Source organism: Streptomyces triticirhizae, assembly GCF_003696235.1.
Classification (GTDB): domain Bacteria; phylum Actinomycetota; class Actinomycetes; order Streptomycetales; family Streptomycetaceae; genus Streptomyces; species Streptomyces triticirhizae.
In genome coordinates, this window is record NZ_RFFJ01000058.1 from 1 (window position 1) to 24,006 (window position 24,006).

Annotated in this window: 18 protein-coding genes; 6 read left to right on the forward strand and 12 right to left on the reverse strand. The window is 73.9% G+C overall.

The window, feature by feature from the left end:
• Positions 1 to 979, forward strand: a 979-nt coding sequence (locus EBN88_RS12770) for a chitinase (RefSeq protein ID WP_147472712.1), incomplete at its 5' end; no start/stop codon positions are given.
• Positions 980 to 1,086: 107 nt separating this feature from the next.
• Here EBN88_RS12770 and EBN88_RS12775 read toward each other — a convergent pair.
• The 3 genes from EBN88_RS12775 to EBN88_RS12785 are packed head-to-tail and all read right to left on the reverse strand — an operon-like array spanning position 1,087 to position 4,454.
• On the reverse strand, positions 1,087 to 2,358 hold the full coding sequence (locus tag EBN88_RS12775) for an alanine racemase (protein WP_122183973.1): 1,272 nt from the start codon (positions 2,356 to 2,358) through the stop codon (positions 1,087 to 1,089).
• A gap of 15 nt (positions 2,359 to 2,373) precedes the next feature.
• The gene (locus EBN88_RS12780; RefSeq protein ID WP_122183974.1) at positions 2,374 to 3,960 is read right to left on the reverse strand and encodes a PH domain-containing protein; all 1,587 of its coding nucleotides are present in this window, start codon (positions 3,958 to 3,960) and stop codon (positions 2,374 to 2,376) included.
• The gene (locus EBN88_RS12785) at positions 3,957 to 4,454 is read right to left on the reverse strand and encodes a PH domain-containing protein (RefSeq protein ID WP_233580628.1); all 498 of its coding nucleotides are present in this window, start codon (positions 4,452 to 4,454) and stop codon (positions 3,957 to 3,959) included. Before EBN88_RS12785 ends, EBN88_RS12780 begins: the two co-directional genes overlap by 4 nt.
• 127 nt (positions 4,455 to 4,581) lie before the next feature.
• On the opposite strand from EBN88_RS12785, the gene EBN88_RS12790 reads away from it, so the two are divergent.
• Entirely contained in the window at positions 4,582 to 5,163 is a 582-nt protein-coding gene (locus tag EBN88_RS12790; RefSeq protein ID WP_158621366.1) for a TetR/AcrR family transcriptional regulator, read from the forward strand.
• A 96-nt stretch (positions 5,164 to 5,259) separates the two neighbouring features.
• Positions 5,260 to 6,471 carry a pyridoxal phosphate-dependent aminotransferase gene (locus tag EBN88_RS12795; RefSeq protein WP_122183993.1) on the forward strand — a complete coding sequence of 404 codons (1,212 nt, stop codon included), beginning with the start codon at positions 5,260 to 5,262 and terminating at the stop codon, positions 6,469 to 6,471.
• 118 nt (positions 6,472 to 6,589) lie between these two features.
• Here EBN88_RS12795 and EBN88_RS12800 read toward each other — a convergent pair whose 3' ends face one another.
• Complete coding sequence (locus tag EBN88_RS12800; protein ID WP_122183977.1) at positions 6,590 to 8,434, reverse strand: phosphoenolpyruvate carboxykinase (GTP); 1,845 nt, start codon at positions 8,432 to 8,434, stop codon at positions 6,590 to 6,592.
• A 343-nt stretch (positions 8,435 to 8,777) separates the two neighbouring features.
• Between EBN88_RS12800 and EBN88_RS12805 the strand changes: the two genes are divergently transcribed.
• Together EBN88_RS12805 and EBN88_RS12810 are read left to right on the forward strand one after the other, a co-directional pair.
• Positions 8,778 to 10,322 (forward strand): MFS transporter, encoded by a 1,545-nt coding sequence (locus EBN88_RS12805; protein ID WP_233580629.1) that lies wholly within the window; start codon positions 8,778 to 8,780, stop codon positions 10,320 to 10,322.
• Between the two features lie 5 nt (positions 10,323 to 10,327).
• Positions 10,328 to 10,945 carry a TetR family transcriptional regulator gene (locus EBN88_RS12810; protein WP_122183979.1) on the forward strand — a complete coding sequence of 206 codons (618 nt, stop codon included), beginning with the start codon at positions 10,328 to 10,330 and terminating at the stop codon, positions 10,943 to 10,945.
• Here EBN88_RS12810 and EBN88_RS12815 read toward each other — a convergent pair.
• From EBN88_RS12815 to EBN88_RS12850, 8 genes are all read right to left on the reverse strand, one after another.
• Entirely contained in the window at positions 10,942 to 12,951 is a 2,010-nt protein-coding gene (locus EBN88_RS12815; protein WP_122183980.1) for a thioredoxin domain-containing protein, read from the reverse strand. The genes EBN88_RS12810 and EBN88_RS12815 overlap by 4 nt on opposite strands.
• A 72-nt stretch (positions 12,952 to 13,023) precedes the next feature.
• Positions 13,024 to 14,256: an FAD-dependent monooxygenase gene (locus tag EBN88_RS12820; RefSeq protein ID WP_122183981.1), complete on the reverse strand. Its 1,233-nt coding sequence runs from the start codon at positions 14,254 to 14,256 to the stop codon at positions 13,024 to 13,026.
• On the reverse strand, positions 14,253 to 15,650 hold the full coding sequence (locus EBN88_RS12825) for an MFS transporter (protein ID WP_122183982.1): 1,398 nt from the start codon (positions 15,648 to 15,650) through the stop codon (positions 14,253 to 14,255). Before EBN88_RS12825 ends, EBN88_RS12820 begins: the two co-directional genes overlap by 4 nt.
• A 328-nt stretch (positions 15,651 to 15,978) precedes the next feature.
• Positions 15,979 to 18,522, reverse strand: a complete 2,544-nt coding sequence (locus EBN88_RS12830; RefSeq protein ID WP_122183983.1) for an FtsX-like permease family protein — start codon at positions 18,520 to 18,522, stop codon at positions 15,979 to 15,981.
• On the reverse strand, positions 18,519 to 19,355 hold the full coding sequence (locus EBN88_RS12835; RefSeq protein WP_199742341.1) for an ABC transporter ATP-binding protein: 837 nt from the start codon (positions 19,353 to 19,355) through the stop codon (positions 18,519 to 18,521). The genes EBN88_RS12830 and EBN88_RS12835 overlap by 4 nt, the downstream gene beginning before the upstream one ends.
• 130 nt (positions 19,356 to 19,485) lie before the next feature.
• Positions 19,486 to 20,160 (reverse strand): response regulator, encoded by a 675-nt coding sequence (locus tag EBN88_RS12840; RefSeq protein ID WP_122183984.1) that lies wholly within the window; start codon positions 20,158 to 20,160, stop codon positions 19,486 to 19,488.
• Positions 20,157 to 21,395 (reverse strand): sensor histidine kinase, encoded by a 1,239-nt coding sequence (locus tag EBN88_RS12845; protein WP_122183985.1) that lies wholly within the window; start codon positions 21,393 to 21,395, stop codon positions 20,157 to 20,159. The genes EBN88_RS12840 and EBN88_RS12845 overlap by 4 nt, the downstream gene beginning before the upstream one ends.
• Positions 21,396 to 21,713: 318 nt before the next feature.
• Complete coding sequence (locus EBN88_RS12850; protein ID WP_233580630.1) at positions 21,714 to 22,859, reverse strand: MFS transporter; 1,146 nt, start codon at positions 22,857 to 22,859, stop codon at positions 21,714 to 21,716.
• Positions 22,860 to 23,122: 263 nt separating this feature from the next.
• On the opposite strand from EBN88_RS12850, the gene EBN88_RS12855 reads away from it, so the two are divergent.
• Positions 23,123 to 24,001 carry a LysR family transcriptional regulator gene (locus EBN88_RS12855; RefSeq protein ID WP_122183987.1) on the forward strand — a complete coding sequence of 293 codons (879 nt, stop codon included), beginning with the start codon at positions 23,123 to 23,125 and terminating at the stop codon, positions 23,999 to 24,001.
• The last annotated feature ends 5 nt before the right edge of the window (positions 24,002 to 24,006 follow it).

Here is a 24,006-nt window from a genome sequence, read left to right on the forward strand (position 1 = left end):
GGCCGCCGGGGCCGGGGTGCTGCTGGCGGCCGGCCTGGTCGGCGCGGCCTCGGCGGTCGGCGCCGGGGACTCGGAGGAGGCGCCGGCGCCGACGGCCGTGCCCGCGCACACCCTGACCGGCTACTGGCACAACTTCGACAACGGCTCGACGGTCCTGAAGCTCGGCGAGGTCTCGTCGCAGTACGACATCATCGCGGTCTCCTTCGCCTCGTCCACGGCCACGCCGGGGCAGATCGACTTCGAGCTGGACCCGGTGCTCGGCTACGGCTCCGAGCAGGAGTTCAGGGACGAGATCGCGGCCAAGCAGGCCGAGGGCGTCGCCGTGGTGCTGTCCGTCGGCGGCGCCGAGGACCATGTGACGGTGAACGACGAGGCGTCGGCGAACGCCTTCGCCGAGTCCGCGCTGGGCCTGATCGACGAGTTCGGGTTCGACGGGATCGACATCGACCTCGAACACGGCATCAACGCCACCTACATGTCGCGGGCCATGGAGGCCGTCCACGCCGGCGTCGGGGACGACCTCGTGTACACCATGGCCCCGCAGACCCTCGACATGCAGAACACCACCAGCGAGTACTTCCAACTGGCCCTGAACACCAAGGACTTCCTCACGGCCGTCCACACCCAGTACTACAACAGCGGCTCGATGCTGGGCTGCGACGGCCAGGTGTACTCCGCCGGCACCGTGGACTTCCTCACCGCGCTGGCCTGTATCCAGCTGGAGGGCGGGCTCGACGCCTCCCAGGTGGGCCTGGGCGTGCCGGCCACCCCGAACGCCGCCGGCTCCGGCTATGTGGACCCGCAGGTGGTCAACGACGCGCTGGACTGCCTCGCCCGGGGCACCAACTGCGGCTCCTTCGTACCCGACCAGACCTACCCGGGGCTGCGCGGCGCGATGACCTGGTCCGTCAACTGGGACGCGCACGCCGGCAACGCCTGGTCCGACACCGTCGGCCCGCACGTCGACGGCCTGCCGTAACGGCCCCCGACCGCCACCGGGCCCCGCCACCGGGCCCGCCGGCCCGAACGCCCGCTCGCCGGTGGGGCGTTCGGGCCGGCGCCGTGTCAGGGCCCGGCCGCCGGCCGTCAGAAGAACGTGCGCAGCAGCTCGACGACGGCGCCCTCCGCGTCGACCACCGGGATCATGGGCCACTTGTCGAAGATCGTGCACGGGTGCGACATGCCGAGGGCCACCCACTCCCCCACCGCCGGCGGCTCCGCGTCGTCCGCGCCGCGCAGGAAGGCGTGTTGGTCGGCGAGCCGGGCCACGGTCAGCCCGGCGCCGGAGCGGCCCGCGCCGTCGGCCGCCCTGACCTCGACCACCTCGGGCAGGTCCAGGTCGTGCGCGATGTCCCGCTTGCCGGCGTTGAGCAGCGCCAGCCCGGGCTCGGGCCGCGAGACCACCTGCGCCCACAGCAGGAACGCCGGCCGCAGCGCGCCCTCGTCCGGCACCCGAGCGAACGGGGTGACCTCCCGGTACCGCCCGTGGTCGTGGCTGACATAGGCGCCGGCCCGCAGCATCCGCAGCACCGGCCGGCTCAGCGGCGGCAACGCGGCGAAGGACTCCGCCAACACGTCGAACCAGGCGCTGCCCCCCGCGCTGACGACGATCTCCGCGCACCCGTCGAACCGCCCCTCGGCGTCGAACCGGGCCGCCAGCGCGCCCAGTTGGTCCAGCCAGGCGCGCACCGATGCGGCGTCGGCGCCCGGCAGCTCGCCCTCGTAGCCGGCGACGCCGACCAGCCGCAGCGTGCCCGTCCGGGCGACGGCGTCCGCGACGGCGGCGGCCGCGTCCGCGTCCCGCGCCCCGCTGCGGCCCCCGGGGACGCCCAGTTCGACCACCACCTCCAGCGGCCTGACCGCCCCGGCCTCCCGGAGCGCCGCGTCCATCAACGCGACGCCCGCCTCCGAGTCCGCGTAGACCACGCAGCGGAACGCGGGGTCGGCGGCCAGCTCCCCGGCCAGCCAGCGCAGCGCCGCCGGGTCGACGACCTCGTTGGCGAGGAAGATCCGGCCGACACCGAACTCCCTGGCCACCCGCGCCTGGTGCGGGACGGCGAGGGTGATCCCCCAGGCCCCGAGGTCGAGTTGCCGGTGGAAGAGGGCGGGCGCCATCGACGTCTTGCCGTGCGGCGCGAGGACCAGCCCGTGCCGGTCGGCGAACGCGGCCAGGGTGCGCAGGTTGTGCTCCAGCGCCTCTGCCGAGGCGGTCAGCAGCGGGGTGGTGAAGCCCCCGGTGCGGAAGTCCCGGCGCTGCGCGGCCAGTTCGCCGACGGTGAGCCCGGCGGCGTCCGGCGGCAGCCCCTTGAACCGGCTGTCCACGATCTCCTGCGCGAGCTGGTCGAGCGGACCGGCCATGGGGCGACTCCCGGGTCAGGGGGCGGGTCGCCCCGACCCTACGCACGCCGGCGGCACGCTGCCACCCTGCCCGACCGGCGCACGGAACGACGCCACGGTCGGCAGCGCCGCCACCGCCAGCGGCACCGCGTCGGCCACCGCCAGGTCCCTGGCCGCGTACGCCCCGTCCCCGGCCGCCGTGCTGACCCGGACCGTGGCCAGGCCCAGTCGCCGCTGGAGCGGGGACTGCCGCACGCACACCCCGCTGACCGCGCCGCGCCGCAGCGCCGACGTGACCCGGGACAGGGCGCCGGCCCGGAAGACCAGCCAGGGCCCGGTCACCGCGTGCCCCAGCGCGCGGTAGCCGGCGTAGGCCACGCCGAGCGCCAGCGGCCCGAGCGCCCACAGCACGATCAGCCAGACCCGTCCACCCAGCGGCGCCGCCGCCAGCCCGGCCGCGCCGGTGACCCACAGCGCCCAGGCCAGGCGCCGCCGCGCCGCCGAGTTCGGATGCCGCACGAGCGGGGCGGCGAACGGGTCGTCGCCGAGCACCTCGGCGGCCACCCGCAGCGCGACCCGGCGCGGCCCGCGCGGCAGGACGGTCACGCCCTCGCTCCACCAGAAGACGCCGGTGGTGATGAGGCTGGTGTCGGTGGTGCCCAGCCAGCGCCACAGCAGCGGCTCGGAGAGCGAGACCCCGCGCGTGCGGGACTCGTCCCGCGCCACCTCCCGGGTGCGGAACAGGCCACGACGGGTGCGCAGCACGCTGCCGCCGTCCTCGCCCGGCTCCCGGGTGAGCCGGAAGCGCGCCTGCCCGGTGAGGAATCGGCCGCCCATGCCCACCGCGCCCAGCACCACCATCGCGGCGTACCCGGCGGCCACCGAGCCGGCCGTGCCCAGGCCGAGCGCGTCCCGCGCGGAGTCGAACCAGCCGCCCAGGTCGCCCCCGAGGGCGCCGACCGTGAAGTACGCGCCCCACAGCAGCCCGGCGGCCGTCATCAGCGCCCAGACGCCGAACAGGTTGTGCACCACCCAGCGCCAGTCGAACTCGGCCAGCGCGGGCGCCTCCTCCGCGCGCTCCTCGGGCGCGCCGGTCAGCTCCCGCCGCAGCCGCTCGGCCGCCTCCCGGGAGAGCGCGTCCAGGGTGAGGGCCGACTCCAGGGCCGTCGTCGTCTGGCCGGCGCCGACGGTGACCCGGCGGACCCCGGCCAGCCGGTGGATCAGCCGGGCGTCCGCGTCCACGGTGCGGATCAGCTCCCGGGCGACCGCCCGGTGGCTGCGCACCAACAGCCCGGTGCGGCGCTCCAGATGGGTGTCCGTGACCCGGTACCGGGTGGTGAGCCAGCGGACCACGTCGGCCCCCGCGCCCCACAGCCCCCAGGCCGCCAGCGCCAGCAGCGGCCAGACGGTCATGGCGTCGCCGGCCTCGAAGAGGAACAGCGCCACGCCACCCGGCAGCATCGACAGCGCCACGCGCAGCGCGTCCGCCCAGATCAGCCTCGGGTCGAGCCGGCGCCACGGCACCTCGGCCGCCGAGGGACCGTCCGGCGGCGCCTCAGCCGCGAGGTCCCGCACCGGAACCTCGCGCCCCCGAACCTCCCCCGCCGTCTCCGCCGCGCTCATGTGGCGTCCCCCGGGGTGCGCCGGGTGATCTCGGCGAGCCGGTCGGCTGCGGCCCGCGCCGCCTCCGGGGCGAGCCCCCGGATGGCGATGGCCCCGCTGGAGGACGCCGTGGTGACCACGAGGGTGGCCAGCCCCAGCAGCTGTTCCACCGGGCCGCGCACCGTGTCCACCGTCTGTATCCGGGAGACGGGCGCGATCCGCCACTGCCGCACGATCCACCCCTCGGCGGCGAAGACCGCATCGGGCGTGCTCTCCCAGCGGTGCACCCGGTAGCGCCACAGCGGCATCACCACGGCGTGCGCCGGAACCAGCACCGCGGCCGCCAGCAGCAGCGGCCCGGTCCACGGCCCGGCCGCCGACCACAGCGCGTGCGTCGCGCCCAGGGCCGCCGTGAGCGGCAGCGTCCACGCGAGCGCCCGCGCCGCCCACAGCACGACGGCGCGCCGCTCCACCCGGTGCAGCGGCGGACGGAGCGCCACCGCACCCGGGGCCACGGGCGGCCCTTCACCCACCGACGGTGGGACAGTTGGATTCATCATGAGACACAGGGTCCCACACAGGAACGAGGTGTGTCACCCCGGAACAGAGCCGCCCCGTATCCGCGCACTTACTATGGACCGCATGGCAGCGACGGTCTCCTCCACCTCGGGAACCCTCGCCCGCACCCGCCGGGCGATCCTGGACGCGGCGATCGAGGTCCTCGCCGCCGACGGATCGGCCTCGCTCGGCGACATCGCCCGGGCCGCGCAGGTCGGCCGGAGCACGCTGCACCGCTACTTCGCCGACCGCTCCGCGCTGATCCACGCCCTGGTGCGGGACTGCGCCGAGGCCACCCTGCGCGCGGTGGAGGAGGCCAGGCTGGAGGACGGCCCGGTCGCCGACGCGTTCCGCCGGCTGGTGCGGGCGATGTTCGACCTCGGCTACCGGGTCAACTTCCTCTTCAACGAGGTCGCGCTCTCCAACGCCGAGTGGGACGAGGCCGGCTGGGAACGGGCCCATGTCCCGATGGTGACGCTCTTCCAACGCGGCAAGGATGAGGGCTACTTCGCCGCCGAGATCGAGCCCGAGTGGTTCGTCCGCTCCCTGTGGTACCTGATCTCCGCCGGCTGGGAGGCGATGGCCGAGGACGACCTGCCGCGCCATGTCGCGCTGGAGCGGGTCACCATGACCCTGGAGGGCGGCATCAGGCGGCACGACGACTGACGGTTCCCGCCCCGCCGACGGCCCCTCGGGCGGCCCCCTCGGGTGGGCGAAAACACAGCGCGCCCGCCGTTACACGGCCGTAAGGTAACGAGCATGATGCAGGTGATCCAGTCAACCAAGCTCGCCAACGTCTGCTACGAGATCCGGGGCCCGGTTCTCGAAGAGGCGCAGCGGCTGGAGGCGGCAGGTCACCGCATTCTCAAGCTCAACACCGGCAATCCCGCCGCCTTCGGCTTCGACTGTCCGCCGGAGATCCTGGAGGACGTCCTGCGGAACGTGGCCGAGGCGCACGGCTACGGCGACGCCAAGGGCCTGCTCTCCGCCCGCCGCGCGGTGACGCAGCACTACCAGACCAAGGGGATCGACCTCTCCGTCGAGGACGTCTACCTGGGCAACGGCGTCTCCGAGTTGATCCAGATGTCGATGCAGGCCCTGCTGGACGACGGCGACGAGGTGCTGGTCCCGGCCCCCGACTACCCGCTGTGGACGGCCTCCGTGGCGCTGGCCGGCGGGACCGCCGTGCACTACCGCTGCGACGAGCGGTCCGACTGGATGCCGGACATCGCCGACATCGAGCGCAGGATCACCGACCGCACCCGCGCGTTGGTGATCATCAACCCGAACAACCCCACCGGCGCCGTCTACGACGAGGAGATGCTGCGCCAGCTCACCGAGGTGGCCAGGCGCCACCGGCTGGTGGTCTGCTCGGACGAGATCTACGACCGCATCCTCTACGACGGCGCCACCCACACCTCGACCGCCCAGATCGCCCCCGACCTGCTGACGCTCACGTTCAACGGGCTGTCCAAGAACTACCGGGTGGCCGGCTTCCGCTGCGGCTGGCTCGCGGTGTGCGGCCCCAAGGACCACGCCACCAGCTATATCGAGGGCCTGACGATCCTGGCCAACATGCGGCTGTGCGCCAACATGCCGGCCCAACACGCCGTCGCCGCCGCGCTCTTCGGGCGCCAGTCGATCGAGCAGCTGGTCCTCCCCGGCGGCCGGATCAAGGAACAGCGGGACGTCGCCTTCGAGCGGCTCACCAGCATCCCCGGCGTCACCTGCGTCAAGCCCAGGGGCGCGCTCTACGCGTTCCCCCGGCTCGACCCCAAGGTGTACAAGATCAAGGACGACCGGCAGATGGTGCTCGACCTGCTGCGCGCCGAGAAGATCATGATCGTGCACGGCACGGGCTTCAACTGGCCCGAGCCCGACCACTTCCGCGTCGTCACCCTGCCGCCCGCCGACGAGTTGGGCGACGCGATCGACCGCATCGGCAACTTCCTGGACGGCTACGCCCAGTTCTGACCGCTGCCGCGCTCTCGCTCGGTGGGCGCCGCTCGTCCGAGCGGGGTGAACGGCGCCCGCGCCGATCGGCGCCGTCCACCCACGGCCGGCCCCTCCTGGCCGCCCGGACCGGTCCGGGTCAGCCGGCCGTCCGGCCGTCGAGCCGGGCCACCAGGGCCCGGTGTTCCTCCCACAGCCCCTCGGGCGTGTGCTCGCCGTAGGTCGCCAGGTGCTCGGGGATCAGCTCCGCCTCGGTCCGCCACGCCTCGGCGTCCACCTCCAGCAGCAACGCCCGCTGCTCGGCGGTGAGTTCGAGCCCGTCGATGTCCAGCTCGCCCGGCGCTGGCAGCCGCCCGACGGGCGTCTGAACGCCCTCGGCGCTGCCGTCGAGCCGGTCCACGATCCACTTCAGGACCCGGATGTTCTCACCGAAGCCCGGCCAGACGAAGCGGCCCTCGTCGTCCTTCCTGAACCAGTTGACGTAGAAGATCCGGGGCAGCGCGGCCGGGTCCTTCGCCCGCTCGCCCATCGCCAGCCAGTGCGCGAAGTAGTCGCCCATGTGGTAGCCGCAGAACGGCAGCATCGCGAACGGGTCCCGGCGCAGCTCGCCCACCGTGCCCTCGGCGGCGGCCGTCTTCTCCGAGGCGACGTTGGCGCCCAGGAAGACGCCGTGCCGCCAGGACAGCGACTCGGTGACCAGCGGCACCGTGCTGGCCCTGCGTCCGCCGAAGAGGATCGCGGAGATCGGCACCCCGGCCGGGTCCTGCCACTCGGGCGCGATGGTGGGGCACTGGGCGGCCGGCACCGTGAACCGCGCGTTGGGGTGCGCCGCCGGCCGCCCCGCGTCGGGCGTCCAGGGCTGGCCGCGCCAGTCGGTGAGCCGGGCCGGCGGCTCCTCGGTCATGCCCTCCCACCACACGTCGCCGTCCTCGGTGAGCGCGACGTTGGTGAAGACCGCGTTCCCCCACAGCGTGCGCATCGCGTTGGCGTTGGTCTCCTCGCCCGTGCCGGGGGCCACCCCGAAGAAGCCGGCCTCGGGGTTGATCGCGCGCAGCCGCCCGTCCTCGTCGAACCGCATCCAGGCGATGTCGTCGCCGACGGTCTCCACCCGCCAGCCGGGCAGCGAGGGCCGCAGCATGGCGAGGTTGGTCTTGCCGCAGGCCGAGGGGAACGCCGCCGCGACATAGCGCGGCTCGCGGCCGTCCGGCGGGGTCAGCTTGAGGATCAGCATGTGCTCGGCGAGCCAGCCCTCGTCGCGCGCCATCACCGAGGCGATGCGCAGCGCGTAACACTTCTTGCCCAACAGCGCGTTGCCGCCGTAGCCGGAGCCGAACGACCAGATCTCGCGGCTCTCGGGGAAGTGCGAGATGTACTTGGTCGTGTTGCACGGCCAGGGCACGTCCGCCTCGCCCTCGGCCAGCGGCGCGCCCACCGAGTGCACCGCCCGCACGAAGTCGCCGTCCTCGCCCAGCTCGTCCAGGACGGCCGTGCCCATCCTGGTCATGGTGCGCATGGCGGTCACCACATAGGCGGAGTCGGTGATCTCCACGCCCAGCGCGGACAGCGGCGAGCCCAACGGGCCCATGCAGAACGGGACCACGTACATCGTCCGGCCGCGCATCGCGCCCCGGAAGAGGCCCGTCTCGCCGGCGAAGATCTCCCGCATCTCGGCCGGGTCCAGCCAGTGGTTGGTGGGCCCGGCGTCCTCGGCGCGCTCGGAGCAGATGAACGTGCGGTCCTCGACGCGGGCGACGTCGCTCGGGTCGGAGACGGCGAGGTAGGAGTTGGGCCGGCGGGTGGGGTCGAGCCGACGGAAGGTGCCCCGTTCCACCAGCTCGGCGCAGAGGCGGTCGTACTCCTCCTGGGAGCCGTCGCACCAGACGACCTGGTCGGGTTGGGTCAGCTCGGCGATCTCGGCCACCCACGCCAGCAGTCTCGCGTGCCGGGTGGGGGCCTGGGCGGCGACGGGAGCTGAGGTCAGCATCGCGTTCGCTCCTGAGGGTTGAGGGTTTGAGGGTTGTTTCAGCGTGGTCCCGGAGCACGTCCCGGCCAGCGCTGGCGCCCGGTCGGTCGCGTCGCACCGCGCCAACCCGACACCGGCCGCTCATCCGAAGGGATGGGCCGCTCATCTGATACTGACCCGACTTCTCGTCTATGTCTAGAGCAGCTCAGATGAGCAGCATCAAGGCATGGCAAAACCTCCTTGACGAAGGGGCCGGATCTGGGAGTCACTATCATTTGAGAGTCACCCCACGAAGCCACCAACGAAGCGCACCCGCAGAGGAACGCGAAGCGCGGCGGCCCGACGAGAGACGAACCGGATGTCCATGACCGGCCCCCGCGCCCCCCGCCGCTGGTGGGCGCTGGCCGCGCTCGGGCTGATCTCGCTGACCCTGGGCTTCGACCTGACGATCCTCAACGTCGCCCTGCCCACCATCTCCGCCGACCTGCGCATCGGCACCGACGAACAGCAGTGGGTGGTCAACGCCTACCTGGTGGTGAACGCCGCAGCCGTGCTGCCCGGCGGCCTGCTCGGCGACCGCTTCGGGCGCCGCCGCACCCTGCTGGTCGGGCTCGGCATCGTGCTGCTCGGCTCCGCGCTCGGCGCGCTGGCCGGCGGCACCGCCCAACTCCTCGCCGCCCGCGCCCTGATGGGCCTCGGCGCCGGGCTGATCGTGCCGCTGACCATGGCGCTGCTGCCCACGTTCCTCCCCCCTGCGGACCGCCCCAAGGCGCTGGCCGTGCTGGCGACCTCGTTCGCCGCCGGGATGCCCGTCGGGCCGCTGGTCGGCGGCTGGCTGCTCGACGAGTTCCCCTGGGGCGCGCTCTTCCTGATCAACCTGCCGGTGCTGGGGCTGGCGGCCCTGGGCTGTCGGCTGCTGCTCCCCGAGTCCAGCGACCCGGCCGCGCCCCGCGTCAACCCGCTGAGCACCGCGCTGCTCGGGCTCGGCATCGGCTCGCTGCTCTACGCCGTCATCGAGGGCGCCGAACGCGGCTGGGACCGGCCGCTGGTGCTGCTGACGCTCTGCGCGCCGCTGCCGCTGCTGACCTGGGCGCTGCTGCGGGAGAGCAGGCGCCGCCGCCCCATGGTGGACCTGCGGCTGCTGCGCGACCCGGCGTTCGGCTGGCCCACCCTCTTCAGCGCGCTGGCCAGCCTCATCCTCGCCGGGCTGCTGTTCTTCCTGCCGCAGTACCTCCAGGCGGTGCGCGGCCACGACTCGTTCGCGACCGGCGTGCGGCTGCTGCCGCTGCTGGCGGGGCTGCTGCTGACGGTGCGCGGCTGCGGGCCGCTGGTGCGGCACTTCGGCACCGGCGCCGTGGTCGCCAGCGGCCTGGTGATGCTCTCGTTCGCCGGCTTCCTGGGCAGCTCGGTGCTGGCCGACGCGGGCGAGGGCCAGCTCGCGATCTGGCTGGCCATCACCGGGCTCGGCCTGGGGCTCGCCCTGGTGCCCGCGACCGACGCGGCGATGAACGCGCTGCCGCCCGGCCGGTTCGGCATCGGCTCAGGGATGCTGAGCACGATGCGGCTGCTCGGCGCCGCGCTGGGTGTCGCGCTGCTGGGCAGCCTGCTGGCCCACAGCTACCGCGGCGGCCTGCGCACCGAGGGGCTCCCACCCGAGGCCGCCGAGCAGGCCGGCAGGTCGGTGACGGCCGCCCACCAGTGGGCCGAGACCCTCAACCACCCCGAGCTGGCCGAGGCCGCCGACGCGGCCTTCACCCACGCCACCAGCGTGGCACTCTTCGTCTGCGGCTATCTGGCCCTGCTCTCCGGCCTGTTGGCCGCCTGGCTGCTGGCCAGGAGCACCCCCGCCTCGGCCACCGGGCTCTCCCAGGCGGGGCTTCCCCACGCCGAACCGGACACCGGAGGCTGACCGCGATGAACGCCGCCTGCTCCGTCTCCCCGCTCGGCCTGCGGGAACGCAAGAAGCTCCGCACCCGGCGGGCCATCAGGGACGCCGCCTACCGGCTCTTCGCCGAGCAGGGCTTCGACGCGACCACGGTGGACCGGATCGCCGCCGCGGCCAACGTCTCGACCAGCACGTTCTTCCGTTACTTCCCGACCAAGGAGGAGCTGGTCCTCAGCGAGGACCCCCCGGCCCGCTCGCTGAGCGAGGAGCTGGCCGCCCGGCCGGCCGACGAGCCGCCGCTGACCGCCCTGCGGAACGCGCTCCACGCCGGCGTGGAGCGCGCCAGGTCCGACCCGGGCGCGCTGCGCAGGGCCAGGCAGCGGATGGAGCTGATCGCGTCCGTGCCCTCGATCCGCGACCGGCTGCACGAGGCCATGGCCGGCCCGGGGCGGGCCGCCCTCGCGAGGGCGCTGGCCACGCGCACCGGGCGGGCCCCCGACTCCCTGGAGACCAACGTCCTGGTCGGCGCGGTCCTCGGCGCCTTCCGCGAGGCGCTGCTGCACTGGGCCGGCACCGAACCGGACACCGACGTCACGGACCTCTTCGACCGCACCGTCGACGCGCTGGCCCGCGACCTCACGACCTAGGCCAGCTGTTCCGCGAGCCGCCCCGGGTCCGTCGTCGGCTCAAGGCAGACGAAACCCCGGCAGACATAGGCCGCCGGGCGGCCGTCCCTCAGCGGCCGGTCGGCCAGCAGCGGCGGGGCGTCCGCCGCGCCCGGCTCGCCCCTGGCCACCACCGCGCCGGGCGCCGTCGCCCGCAGCGCCGCGCGGTGCAGCGCCTGGGTGGCCGGGTCGTGCGACGGCCCGACAACGGCCACCTCCCTCGGCCCGTCCACCGCCGCCTCGGCCACCGCGAGACCCCAGCCGACGAACCGCGCCGCGCCCGAGGCCAGCGGCGTGACGATGCCCAACGCCCGTTCCGCCGCCGCCCGGTGACGGTCGCTCCCGGTGTAGGCGGCATAGCTCAGCAGCGCGCCGGTGGCCGCCGTCCAGCCGGCCGGCGTCGCGCCGTCCGTGGGGTCCTGGGGGCGGCGGATCAGCCGTTCCCCGTCGTCGGCCGTGTCCCAGAACGCGCCGTCCTCGCCGGTGAACCGGTTCAGCACCACGTCGAGCAGCGCCCCCGCCTCCGTCAGCCAGGCCGCCTCGCCGCTCACCGCGTACAGCGCCATCAGGCCCTCGGCGAGGTCGGCGTAGTCCTCCAACACGCCAGCGCTCGGCCCGGCGACGCCGTCCCGCGAGGTGCGCGCCAGCCGCCCGGTGGCGTCGTCCCGGTGCACATCCAGCAGCAGCCGGGCCGCCCGGGCGGCGGCCGCCACCAGGTCGGGGCGTTCCAGCAGGCCGCCGATCTCCGCCAGCGCCGCGATGGCCAGGCCGTTCCAGGCGGCGATCACCTTGTCGTCCCGCTCGGGGGCCGGCCGCTCGCGGCGGGCCGCCAGCAGCCGGGCCCGCACCTCGTCCGCCGGCGCCTCGCCGGGCAGCCGCAGCACCGAGGTGCCGCCCTCGAACGTGCCCGCCTCCGTCACCCCGTACCGTTCCGCCGCCTCGGCCCCGGCCTCCGGCCCGAGCGCCTCGGCCAGCCGCGCCGGGGTCCAGACATAGGCCGCGCCCTCGGCGTGCCCGCCCTCGGGCGTCTCGCTGTCCGCGTCCAGCGCGGACGCGAACCCGCCCTCGGGCGTGCCGAGTTCGCGCACCACGAAGTCGGCGGTCTCCAGCGCGACCCGCCGCGCCAGGCCCGAGCCGGTGGCCCGCCACAGGTGCAGATAGACGCGGGCCAGCAGCGCGTTGTCGTAGAGCATCTTCTCGAAGTGCGGCACCACCCAGGCCGCGTCCACCGAGTAACGGGCGAAGCCGCCGGCGAGCTGGTCGTAGATCCCGCCGCGCGCCATCGCCTCGCAGGTGCGCTCCACCATGGCCAACGCCTCGTCAGAGCCGGTGCGCGCGTGGTGCCGCAGCAGGAACTCCAGCACCATCGACGGCGGGAACTTCGGCGCCCCGCCGAAGCCGCCGTTCCGCTCGTCGAACTCGCCGGTCAACGCGCCGACCGCCAGGGCCAGTTCGTTCTCGCCCGGCGGCGCGGGCGCCCGGTAGTCCAGCCGCCGCCCGGCCAGCTCGCCGGCGATCCTGCCGGCCACCTCGCCGACCTCGCCCCGCCGCTCCCGCCAGGCGGCGACGACGCCCTCCAGCAGCTGACGGAACGACGGCAGCCCGTGCAGCGGGCGCGGCGGATAGTAGGTGCCGAAGTGGAACGGCTCCCCTTCGGCCGTCATGAACACCGTCATCGGCCAGCCGCCCTGCCCGGTCGCCGCCTGCACGGCCTCCATGTAGACCGCGTCCACGTCGGGCCGCTCCTCCCGGTCCACCTTCACCGCGACGAAGTGGTCGTTCAGAAACGCCGCGATCTCCGGGTCCTCGAAGCTCTCCCGCGCCATCACATGGCACCAGTGACAGCTGGCGTACCCCACGCTCAACAACACGGGCACATCGCGACGCCGCGCCTCCTCGAACGCCTCCGGCGTCCAGGGCCACCAGTCCACGGGGTTGGCGGCGTGCTGGAGCAGGTACGGGGACTGGGAGTTGGTCAGGCGGTTCATGACCGCATCGTGGCACGGCCCGACCGGGGACGGCTCGCGGAACGCTTCCGCCCGGCGGTGCGGGCGCCGGGTTCACGTCCGGGGCGTGAAGGTGGGCAGGGCGAGGGCCGAGTGGGCCGGCCGTTCCTCCGGGACGGGGATGGCGCTCAGGCCGCGCAGCCGGTCGTCGCGCCGCTCCAGGTCCCGGGCGGTGGTCGGGAAGAGGGTGGCGCCGCCCTGGCCGACCAGCTCCTGGTTCACGCGCACGAACTCCCGGGTGTCGCGCTCGTAGGCGGCGAAGCCCGCTATGTGATCCCGGTCCGCGAGGCAACCGGCGAGCATATAAGCGCCAACGAGCGCGAGGCTGGTGCCCTGCCCGGTGAGGAACGAGGGCGCGTACGCGGCGTCGCCCACCAGCGCGACCCTGCCACGGGACCAGCGGGGCATACGGATCTGGCTGACCCCGTCGAAGAACAGGTCGTCCGCGTCGCGCAGGGCGGCCAGCATTCCCGGTACCTCCCATCCCGCGTCGGCGAAGACCCTGGCGACCAGGTCGCGTTGGGCCTCCGGGTCCCGGAACGCGTCCATGGGGGGCTCCGGCTGGGCGAAGTTCAGGAAGGCGTGCACCCGGTCGTCCTCCCCCACGGCGTAGAGTGCGGCGGCCCTCCCCGGGGTGTTCCACACGACGGTCTCGTGGGAGAGCCCGAAGGTGTTGCGCATGGTGAACACGGCGAAGCAGTAGCCGAGGTAGCGGTGGAACCGCTCTTCGGGGCCGAACAGCATCTCCCGGGTACGGGAGTGCGTTCCGTCCGCCCCGACCACCATGTCGAACGTACGGCTGCCGCCCCCGTGGAAGGTGACGTCCACTCCGTGGACGGTCTGGTCGAGGGTGTCGATGGAGTCGTTGAAGAGGAACTCCACGTCGTCCCGGACCGCCGTGTGGAGAGCGTCCGTCAGGTCTCCGCGCCGCACCTCCAGGTCCCGTCCCGCGACGCCGCCGGTGACGGCGTGCGGGTGCAGCGAGGCCACCTCGGTTCCGTCCCCGTCGCGGAAGGTCAGCCGTCGCAGGTCGATGTGCGCGTCTCGCAGTTGTGGCAGGACCCCCATCCTCTCCAGGACGTCCAGTGCGGTGCCGCGCACGTCGATGGGGTAGCCGCCGCCGCGCGGCGCGCCCGCCTTCTCCACCACCGTGACCGCGTAGCCGTAGCGGGTCAGCCAGAACGCGAGGGCGGGGCCCGCGATGCTGGCCCCGGATATCAGGACCTCGCGCCTCGGCCCGGTGCGGGTACCGGTGGACGTGGCTGTCGGCTGGTCGGTGCGGGTCATGCGGTGACTCCTTTGCTCATGGTGCGGGTGACGAAAAGCGCCAGCGACGTCACGACGCCGGCCATGACGAAGCCGGCGACGTAGGCCGATTCGGCCGCGACCTCCGACCCGGAAGGGGTGCCGGCGGTGAGCAGAGCACCGCCGAGCTGCCCGCCCACGACGGAGCCGAGCACGCGGCTCACCAGGATCAGGCTGGTGGCGATGCCGGTGTCGTTCTCGTCGACGGCGGTGGCGGTGCTGGTCATCATCGCCGTGACGCACAGGCCGTTGGCCAGCGCGATCAGCACCTTGCCGACGACGAGGTGCCAGATCTCGGTGTGGACGGCCGCCACGACGAGCAGGCCGACGGTCATCATGACGACGCCGGTGCTGACCACGGCACGGGAACCGAAACGCCGGTCGCCGATCCCGCCGAGCGGCCCGGCCAGCGTCGCGGCGATGGCGCCGGGCAGCAGGAAGACGCCGATCTCGGTGGCGCTGGCCCCGAATCCGTACCCGTCGCCGCGCTCGTCGAGCAGCTGCGGAATCAGATAGACGGCCATGGTCGTGCCGAGGCAGATCAGGCACGTCAGCACGCACGCCTTCCATATCGCGGGCCGTGCCAGCATCCTCAGGTCGATCATCGGCGAGGCCGCACGCCGTTCGACCCTCACCCATCCGGTGACCAGGACGGCCAGCAGCGCGACGAGGGCGACGAGCACGAGTGGTTGCGACCCGGCTTCGGGCGCCAGCGCGAGGACGAGCATGAGCGTGATCAGCATCCCGCTCAGAAGCAGCAGGCCGGGCCAGTCGATCCCGGCGTCGTCCGACCGGACCTGCGGATCGGGCGGCATCAGCCGGTTCACGAGCAGGGTGGCCCCGACGACCGCGATCGTCGGCAGCGCGAACATCCAGTGCCGGGAGAGCTGTTCCGCCACCGGACCGGCCGACAGCATCCCGACGATCGATCCGCCGACGAAGAGTCCGCTGACCACGCCGATGGCCACCTTGGACTCGCTCGCTGGGAGGTGTCTGCGGACCACGATGAACGACAGGGGCAGCGCGCCCACCATCGCGCCCTGCAACACCTGACCGAGCAGCAGCACGGGCAGGTTCGGGGCCAGGGCGGACACCGTGCCGCCGAGCGAGACCACCGCCATGAGCCGGATCAGGATCTTCTTCCCGCCGTAGCGGTCGCCGAACTTGCCCGCCAACGGTGTGATGAGCGCGCCGGTGATGAGCAGGACGATACTGAGCAGCGCCCCTTCGGACTGGCTCATGTCCAGTTCGCGTTCCAGGAGCGGGATCGTCGGTGCCACCACCGACTCCAGGGCACCGGTGGACAGCGCCAGTATGCCGAGAGCCCCGACAGCGGCCTTCCCGATGGGGACCGGTGTAGCCAGGGTTGTGGTCATGAGCGTCCTTTCCGTCATGGTCGGGTGAGGCCGGTCGGAACCGTCGGCGGCGCCTCGCCCCGGTGCCGCGAAGGTGAGCGCCGGCATCAGACCGGACGGAGGTCCCCGTCACGTGGTCCCGGGGCGGGACGGGAGGAAGTGTGCGGGGACGGCCGGGTGCCGGGCGTCATACCCGGGAGCCAATGTGGAGGTGCTACCCCGGTAGGGGGGCGAGTGGTGTACCGGCCGGCCACCGGCCCGGACCGGTGCCCGCCGGCGCTGACCGATCGGCGGCAGGCCAAAGGGGCGGGAGCCGGCGCCACGCCGACTCCCGCCCGGTACGCCCGCGCTACGCCCAGCGGCGCAGTGCCGCCCGTGCCGGCAGCGTGACCGCGAGCAGTACCAGGCCGCCGGCGGCGACCACGAAGGAGCCGTACACCAGCGGAGGCACATACGGCATGTCACCGGTCACGCCGGTCATCATCGGGATCAGCGTGGCCGCGGCGATCGCTGAGCCGAGGGCCAGGCCCACGGCGGAGACCAGCAGGCCCTCCCAGCGGAGCATCGTCATCACCTGGCGCCGGGTGGCGCCGACGAGGCGCAGCGTGCCCAGTTCGCGGCGGCGGTCCAGGACCGTCATCACCAGGGTGTTGACGGCGGCGACGGCCGCGAAGCCACCGAGGACCGCCGCCATGGTGTTGTTCATCCAGGCGCCCAGCTCCGCGTCGCGGTTCCGCTCGGTGGCGTAGCCGGAGGCGTCGGTGACCTCCCCCAGGGCGGCGAGCGACTCCTCCGAGCCGCCCCGTACCAGCAGCGCGCTGTCGAAGCCCGAGGTGACGTGCCCGTCCAGGGACGCCCGGTCCATGGTGACCGTGCCCAGGCCGAGGCCGTGGCCGTACACCGCGACGATCTCGGGACTGACCTCGGTGCCGTCGAGGAGATAGAGCGGGAGCCGGTCGCCGACGCCCGCGTCCGCCGAGGTCGCCAGGGTCTGGTCGATGGCGATACGGCCCGCGCCGAGCCGGTCGAGGCTGCCGTCGCGTACGTCCAGGTCCTGCACCATCGCCAGCTCCGCGCCTGAGCCGGTGACGCCCTGGGTGGCGGCCCCCTGGAGTGACCTGAACTCGCCGGAGCCGGTCGGCACGAGCACCTGCGTGTTCAGCAGCCCGACGGCGGCCTCCACGCCCGGCGCGCGGGCGGCGCGGTCCGCCGCGTCCACCGGGAGCCCGGCCGGGTCCGTCACCACGTGGTCCGCGGTGACGCCCGCGCGCAGCTGCTTGTCGGCGGCGTGGGTCTCGCTCGTGTGCATGAACACGAGGGTCGAGGAGAACGCCACGGCCAGCACGATCGGGGTGATCGCGGAGGCGAGACGGCGGGCGTTGGTACGGGAGTTGGCGGCAGCCAACTCGGCGGCCGGGCCCGCGCCGCGCAGCGGGAGGCCGAAGAGGCCGGCGCACAGCCGGGCCAGCAGCGGGCCGAGCAGCCCGACGGCGAGCATGAAGAGCATGACGACGCCGAGCGCGGCACCGGCCGCGTCGTCCCCGGCGGAGCGGGCGGACACTCCGGTGAGGATCGCGCCTCCGACGAGGGCGCCGACCCCCAGGACGGTACGGACCACTCCGGGCCGCAGCCGCTCCACCGACGCCTCCGACAGCGCCTGTCCCGGCTTGATCCTCGCGGGCCGGCGCCCGGCCATCCAGCCAGCGCAGAGCGCGGTGAGCAGCCCCATGACAACGGCGGCGAGCAGCGGTAGCCCGGAGACCCGCAGGTCCACGGCCTGCGGGACGGCTCCCCTGTCCTGGAGCTGCCCGAACCACCAGTGCGCGAGCCCGATGCCGGGGAGGCAACCGACGATCCCGGCGAGCGGCGCGACGAGCAGCGCTTCGGAGGCGACGGCGCGGCGGACCTGACGCGGGGTGGCGCCGACGGCGCGCAGCAGGGCGAACTCGCGGGCCCGCTGACCGACCGAGAGCGCGACGGTTCCGGCGGCGGTGAAGACCGCGACAATGGCCGCGATGCCGCCGAAGGAGCCGCCGATCCCGAAGAGCGTCACCTTGGCGTACCCGAGGCCCGGGTCCTCGACAGCGCCACGGTCGTCGCCGGTGTGGACCAGGGCGCCGGAGCCGGCCAGGGCCTGCTTCACGTCGTCGGCGAGGGCGTCGGTGTCGGCGCCGTGCTCCGCCAGCACGACGATGGCGTCGGCCTTGCCGGGGTGCCCGGCGAGCGTGGCGGCCTGGGTGTCGGCGAACCAGGCCACCGCGCCCGCCTCTCCGACGTCCCGGGCGGTGTCCGCGTCTCCAGCCTCGGCGACGCCGGCGACGCGGAAGTCCTGCCGCCCGGCGGCGGTCTCCAGCACGACGGTGTCGCCGACGGCGGCGCTGGCGGCGCTGGCCGTGCCCGCGTCGAGCACGACTTCGCCCTCGTCAGGCGCGGATCCGCTGGTCAGCGAGGTGCCGGTGAAGGCGTGCGAGCCCCATCCGTGCGCGGTGAGCACACCGCCCGCGACGGGCAGTTCACGGGCGCCGGAGCCGGCCCCTTCGTCCGTCGCGCGCACCGGGAAGGTGAAGTCGGCGATGGCGGTGGCCGCACCCGGCGCCTCAGCGGCCTTCGCCGCCAGCCCGGCGTCCATCCGCGCCGTGTCCGGCAGCGGCGTCGCCTCCCTCTCGCGGTCCTCGCCGCTGCCGGTGACGACGTACTCGTTCTGGTCCGCCGCCGCGACGACCGGCGCGTTGGCGTAGCGTTCCGGCGGCACCGAGGCGCGCAGGCTGGTTTCGAGCAGGATGCCGCAGGCCGAGACGATCAGTGCGGACATCAGCAGCGCGAGGAAGGTCCCCGCGAAGGACGCGGGTTCGAAGCGGACGGCCTCACGGGCCAGTCCGTTGGGGCGCCTCACGCCGCCACCCCGGCCATCGCACCCGTGCGGGAGGTGAGCAGGGCCATCCGTTCCGCGATCTGCTCGGCCGAACCGCGCTCCAGGTGGTCGGCGAAGGCGCCGTCGGCGAGGAACAGCACACGGTCGGCCCAGACGGCCGCGGCCGGGTCGTGGGTGACCATGACGACGGTGGCACCGAGTGTGTCCACGGCGTCGCGCAGCAGGCCGAGGACCTCGGCGGCGGTGCCGGTGTCGAGGGCGCCGGTCGGCTCGTCCGCGAAGATCACGTCGGGGCTGGTGACCAGGGCGCGGGCGACGGCCACGCGCTGCTGCTGGCCACCGGACAGCTCGCCGGGCCGACGCTTCGCCTTGTCGGCGAGCCCGACCTGGGCGAGCACCGCCCGCGCCCCGCGACGGTCCTGGCGCTGCCCGGCCAGGCGCATCGGAAGCAGCACGTTCTGCTCCACGGTCAGCGACGGCAGCAGGTTGAACGCCTGGAAGACGAAGCCGAGGCGGCTGCGGCGCAGCTCGGTCAGCTCGTTCTCGCTCATGCCGGTGATTTCCGTGCCGCCGAGGCGCACGGACCCCGCCGACGGCCGGTCGAGCCCGGCGGCGCACTGGAGGAAGGTGGACTTGCCGGACCCGGACGGGCCCATGACGGCGGTGAAGGTGCCGCGCGGGAGGGCGAGGTCGATGCCCGCGAGGGCGTGCACCGTGCCCGCCCCTCGGCCGTACTGGCGCCGGACGTCCCGCAGTTCGACGGCGAGGCCGGGCGTGGCGGACGGGGCCCCGGGCCGGTTGTCCACCTCCGGCCGGTTGTCCGCCTGCTGCCGCTTGCCCCTGCGTAGCCTCATGTCCTGTCTCCCTCTTCACGTGCCCTGCTGTGACGGGTGAAGAGTGCGGGGACGGCTGTGCGCCGGGCGTCATACCGGGGGGCCAACGTGGAGGTGCTACCCCGGTAGGGGATGGAGGAGCGGAGGCGGCCTAGGACCCCGGGGCGACCAGCCCCGACTCGTAGGCGAAGACCACCGCCTGCGCGCGGTCGCGCAGGTCGAGCTTGGTCAGGACGCGGCTGACGTGCGTCTTCACGGTCTGCTCGGCCAGCACCAGCGTCCGCGCGATCTCCCCGTTCGACTGACCACGGGCGACCAGGGTGAGGACCTCGGTCTCGCGTTCCGTGAGGCCCTTGAGCCGCAGCGCCGGCTTGCCCCGGGTTGCGGGACGCTGCCTGGCGAAGTCCGCGATGAGGCGGCGCGTCACGGAAGGGGCGAGCAGCGCGTCGCCCGAGGCCACGACGCGGACCGCCGCGATGAGGTCGGCCGGCGGCGCGTCCTTGAGCAGGAAGCCGCTCGCGCCCGCCCTGAGCGCCTCGTAGACGTAGTCGTCGACGTCGAAGGTCGTGAGCATCAGGACGCGCGGCCGGTGTGTCACTCCCGGCGGCGGCTCCAAGAGGCGGCGCGCGGCTTCGAGTCCGTCCATCTCGGGCATCCGGACGTCCATCAGCACGACGTCGGGATGGGTACGCCGGCTCAGTTCGACACCCTGGGCGCCGTCGGGGGCCTCGCCCACCACGTCGATGTCGCTCTGGGCGGCCAGCAGCGCGGCGAAGCCGGCCCGCACCATGGCCTGGTCGTCGACGATGATGACACGCGTTGTCACGTCAGGTCTCTTTCGGTCAGGGGAAGTTGGGCGGCGACCCGGAAGCCGCCGTCCGGCAGCGGCTCCGTGTCGAGGGTGCCGCCGATGATCCGTACCCGCTCGCGCATACCGACGAGGCCGTGCCCGGTGCCGCTCGCCTCAAGTGGCGCGGCGGGCGGCTCCGGCGGGGGTCCGTTGACCACCAGGACGACGAGCCGCGCGCCTTCGCCCGGGTCGGGCTCCGGCACCGACAGCGACACCTGTGTGGGCGCTCCCGGCGCGTGCCGCACGACGTTCGCGAGGGCCTCCTGGACGATCCGGTACGCGGACAGGCCGACCGCCTCGGGCACGTCGGCGTCGCAGGGGGAGAACTCCACCGGCCCGCGCGCCCTCGCCGTCGCCTCCACCAGCTGCCCGATCTGCGCCAGCCCCGGCTGGGGCGCCAGTTCGCCGCGCGCCTCCTCGTTGCGCAGCACGCCGAGGAGGCGCCGCATCTCGCCGAGCGACTCGCGCGCGGTCGCCGCGATGGAGGTGAACTCCTCCCGCACGTCCGGCGGAAGAGTGTCGAGGCGGTACTCGGCTGTGTCCGCCCGCACCGTGATCACGGACATGTGGTGCGCCACCACGTCGTGCAGCTCACGGGCGATCCGGGCGCGCTCCTCCAGCAGCGTCCGCCGGCTCCGCTCGGCCTCGCTGATCGTCTCCTGTTCGACCAGTCTGCGCTGCGCCTCGGACCGCTCACGCAGCGCACCGCCCAGCAGGAGCGCGACGCCCCCGAGGATGGTGAGCAGCGGACTCATGGCGCCGGAGTCGTGGGGCGCGACGAACCCCAGGGCCACGTTCGCCGCAGCCGTGGCCAGCCACACCAGCAGCAGCGTCCGGCGCCGCTCGCGCAGGCCCAGGGCGAGGCAGAGCCCGACGTACCCGACCAGTTCCATGGGCGGGAACGGCCACAGCAGCCGCTCCTCGAAGTCGACGGTGAGCAGGGCGAGCGCCCCGGCCACGTCCGCGACGAAGATCACGTACCAGGCCCGCAACGGCCGCACGACGGCGAGCAGCAGCGGCGCGGCCTGCGCGACGGCCAGCCCACCGGCGACACTGCCGTCCAGGCCGTAGTCGGCGGTGAGGACCACGATGGTCGTGGGCAGCAGGGCGACGCACAGCACGAACGCCACGGCCCACGGCAGCAGCCGGACCCACGGCCGCGAGGCCGAGGCGAGCAGCGCTCGCGGGCGTTCCTCCTCCACTGCGGTCATGCGCGCCAGCCTATGTGCGCCGCTACGGCGTCCGGAGAGGCGCGGGACGTCGGCTCCTCGGCCGTCGGCACGCGGCGCCCCCGCAGCCCGCCGCGCCGTCGACCAGCAGCGTGGTCAGCGCGGCGGTGGACAGCGATGTCCCGAAGCGGCGCATCCGCCCGTCTCCCTCCGTCTCGTCCGTGGTGACGAGCACACAGTAGGGAGACGGCGGTGGCCGACGCGTCACACCGGGGAGCCAGGCCGCCGTGATACCCGGGTAGGGGGTGGGGGACAGCCCGACCGCTCCCCGCTGCCCAGCCCGCCGCGGGCGCCCGCCGCTCAGCCCGCCGCAGGCGTGCGCGGGGGGCGGCGGCCGGTGGTGGCGCGGAGGGTGACGGCGAGGGCGACCAGGACGATGCCGAGCCAGACCACGCCCGAGACGCCCGTGTGGTCGGCCAACAGGCCGCCGGCGAGGGCGCCCAGGGCGATGCAGGTGTTGTAGGCCATGGTGTTGAGCGACATCGCGGCCTCGAAGGTCTCGGGCGCGGCGGCGAGCGTCATGTTGATCTGGCTGAGCTGGACGACGCCGAAGGCCAGGCCCCACAGGGCCATGGCGGCGATCACGCCGGCGCCGTGCGCGCCGAGCGCCAGCAGCATGACGAGCGCGCCGACCAGGGCCAGGCCACCCCCGACGAAGCTGCCGCGCAGGCTCCTGTTGACGGTCTGGCCGCCGACGAAGTTGCCGATCGCGCCGCCGACGCCGAAGACGATGAGGACGACGGTGACGAAGCCGGCGGAGGCGGACGCGTGCTCCTCCAGGTAGGGCCGGACGAACGTGTAGGCGCCGAAGTGGCCGAGGACGAAGAGCGCGACCATGACCAGGACCACGCGCAAGGGCACGTTCCTGACCGGCAGTTCGAAGACCTGGCGGACCGGGACCGCGTTCGCTGACGGCAGCGAGGGGACGGTGAGGGCGACGGCGAGGAACACCAGGGCGCTGAGGCCGGCCCAGATCAGGAAGGTGGTGCGCCAGTCGGTGGCGCTCTCCAGCAGGGTGCCGAGCGGGATGCCGACGACGGTGGCGATGGAGATGCCGGACATCACGACGGCGGCGGCCCGGTTGGCGTGCCGCTCGGGGACGATCCGCATGGCCATGCTGACGCCGATGGCCCAGAAGACGCCGCTGGCGAAGCCCATGATCAGGCGGGTGCCCAGGATCAGCGGGTAGGTGGGCGCGACCGAGGTGACCAGGTTGCCGAGGGCGAGGACGGCCAGCAGCGCGGTCAGCAGGCGGCGCCGGTTGACGCGGCAGGTCCATGCCACGAGGAACGGGACGCCGAGGCCGGCCGCGACGCCCTGGGCCGTGACCATCAGGCCCGCCGCGCCCACGGAGACGCCGAGGCTCTCACTGAGCGGGGTGAGCAGGCCGATCGGCATCAGTTCGGTGGTGAGGAAGACGAACAGGCTGGCCGTGATGGCGGCCACGCCCAGCCATCCCCGGGCCGGGGACGCCCGCCTCTGTGGTGTGACGGCCGGGGGTGTCTCTTCTCGAACGGTCATCTCGTCTCTCCGGATGAGGTCGGGCGCCGCACCCGGGCACGTCGACGAGGCCCGATCGACGGCCCTGCCCGGGGAGTTGACCCGGGAGCGTTGCGGGCCGCGTGCGGTCGCCACCAGTCTCGAACCGGACAGATCAATGAGTCCAACACATGCTTGTCACACCATGCATCTCGCATCACGATGGATCGATGGAACTTCAGCAGATGCGGTACGTGGTCGCCGTGGCCGAGACGAACAGCTTCACGAGGGCCGCGCAGCGCTGCCTGGTGGTGCAGTCAGCGCTCAGCCACCAGATCGCGCGCCTGGAGCGGGAACTCGGCGCGAGGCTCTTCGAACGGACCAGCCGCCGGGTCCGGCTGACCCCGGCGGGCGCGGCCTTCCTGCCCGCCGCCCGCCAGTGCCTGGACGCGGCGGAGCGGGCCGCCGCCGAGGTCGCGGCCACCGTCGGCGAGGTGCGGGGACGCCTCACGGTGGGACTGATCCCGTCCGTCGCGGCCGTGGACGTTCCCGCCGTTCTCAGGGAGTTCCACCGGCGTCACCCGAAGGCCCGGATCAGCCTCGACGTGGGGGCGAGCGACGAACTCGTCGAGCAGGTCAGACAGGGCGAGATCATGGTGGCCTTCCTCGGCATCCCGGTCACGGCCCGCCCCCGGGGCGTCAACGCCCGCGAGCTGGCCCGCGAGCGACTGGTCGCCGTCGTCTCCCCGGACCATCCGCTCGCCGGCGAGACCTCCGTCGACCTGGGGCGGCTGTCCTCGGAGGCGTTCGTGGACCTCCCGGCGAAGACCGCCGGCCGGGCCCAGTCCGACCTCGCCTTCGCCGCCGCCGGCCTCACCCGGGAGGTCGCCTTCGAGGTGACCAACGCGGACTACCTGGTCCGTCTGGTCCGCGCGGGGCTGGGCGTGGCCCTGCTGCCGCCGTCGTTTGTCGCGGGCCTGACCGGGATGGTCACGATCGAGATCACGGACGCGCCGGCCCGCGCCGAGTATGTGATCTGGGGCCGGGAGGGCCACACCCCGGCGGCCGACGCGTTCCTGGAGCTGTTGGGCGTCGAGCCGGCGCGGTAGCGGCC

Bases quoted from the DNA above. Each gene is read 5' to 3' on its own strand.
- EBN88_RS12775 (WP_122183973.1), bottom strand. From the start codon at position 2,358: ATGGCCGGTCCGCTCGACCAGCTCGCGCAGGAGATCGTGGACAGCCGG.
- EBN88_RS12780 (WP_122183974.1), bottom strand. From the start codon at position 3,960: ATGAGCGCGGCGGAGACGGCGGGGGAGGTTCGGGGGCGCGAGGTTCCG.
- EBN88_RS12790 (WP_158621366.1), top strand. From the start codon at position 4,582: ATGGCAGCGACGGTCTCCTCCACCTCGGGAACCCTCGCCCGCACCCGC.
- EBN88_RS12795 (WP_122183993.1), top strand. From the start codon at position 5,260: ATGCAGGTGATCCAGTCAACCAAGCTCGCCAACGTCTGCTACGAGATC.
- EBN88_RS12800 (WP_122183977.1), bottom strand. From the start codon at position 8,434: ATGCTGACCTCAGCTCCCGTCGCCGCCCAGGCCCCCACCCGGCACGCG.
- EBN88_RS12805 (WP_233580629.1), top strand. From the start codon at position 8,778: ATGACCGGCCCCCGCGCCCCCCGCCGCTGGTGGGCGCTGGCCGCGCTC.
- EBN88_RS12810 (WP_122183979.1), top strand. From the start codon at position 10,328: ATGAACGCCGCCTGCTCCGTCTCCCCGCTCGGCCTGCGGGAACGCAAG.
- EBN88_RS12815 (WP_122183980.1), bottom strand. From the start codon at position 12,951: ATGAACCGCCTGACCAACTCCCAGTCCCCGTACCTGCTCCAGCACGCC.
- EBN88_RS12820 (WP_122183981.1), bottom strand. From the start codon at position 14,256: ATGACCCGCACCGACCAGCCGACAGCCACGTCCACCGGTACCCGCACC.
- EBN88_RS12825 (WP_122183982.1), bottom strand. From the start codon at position 15,650: ATGACCACAACCCTGGCTACACCGGTCCCCATCGGGAAGGCCGCTGTC.
- EBN88_RS12835 (WP_199742341.1), bottom strand. From the start codon at position 19,355: ATGAGGCTACGCAGGGGCAAGCGGCAGCAGGCGGACAACCGGCCGGAG.
- EBN88_RS12845 (WP_122183985.1), bottom strand. From the start codon at position 21,395: ATGACCGCAGTGGAGGAGGAACGCCCGCGAGCGCTGCTCGCCTCGGCC.
- EBN88_RS12855 (WP_122183987.1), top strand. From the start codon at position 23,123: ATGGAACTTCAGCAGATGCGGTACGTGGTCGCCGTGGCCGAGACGAAC.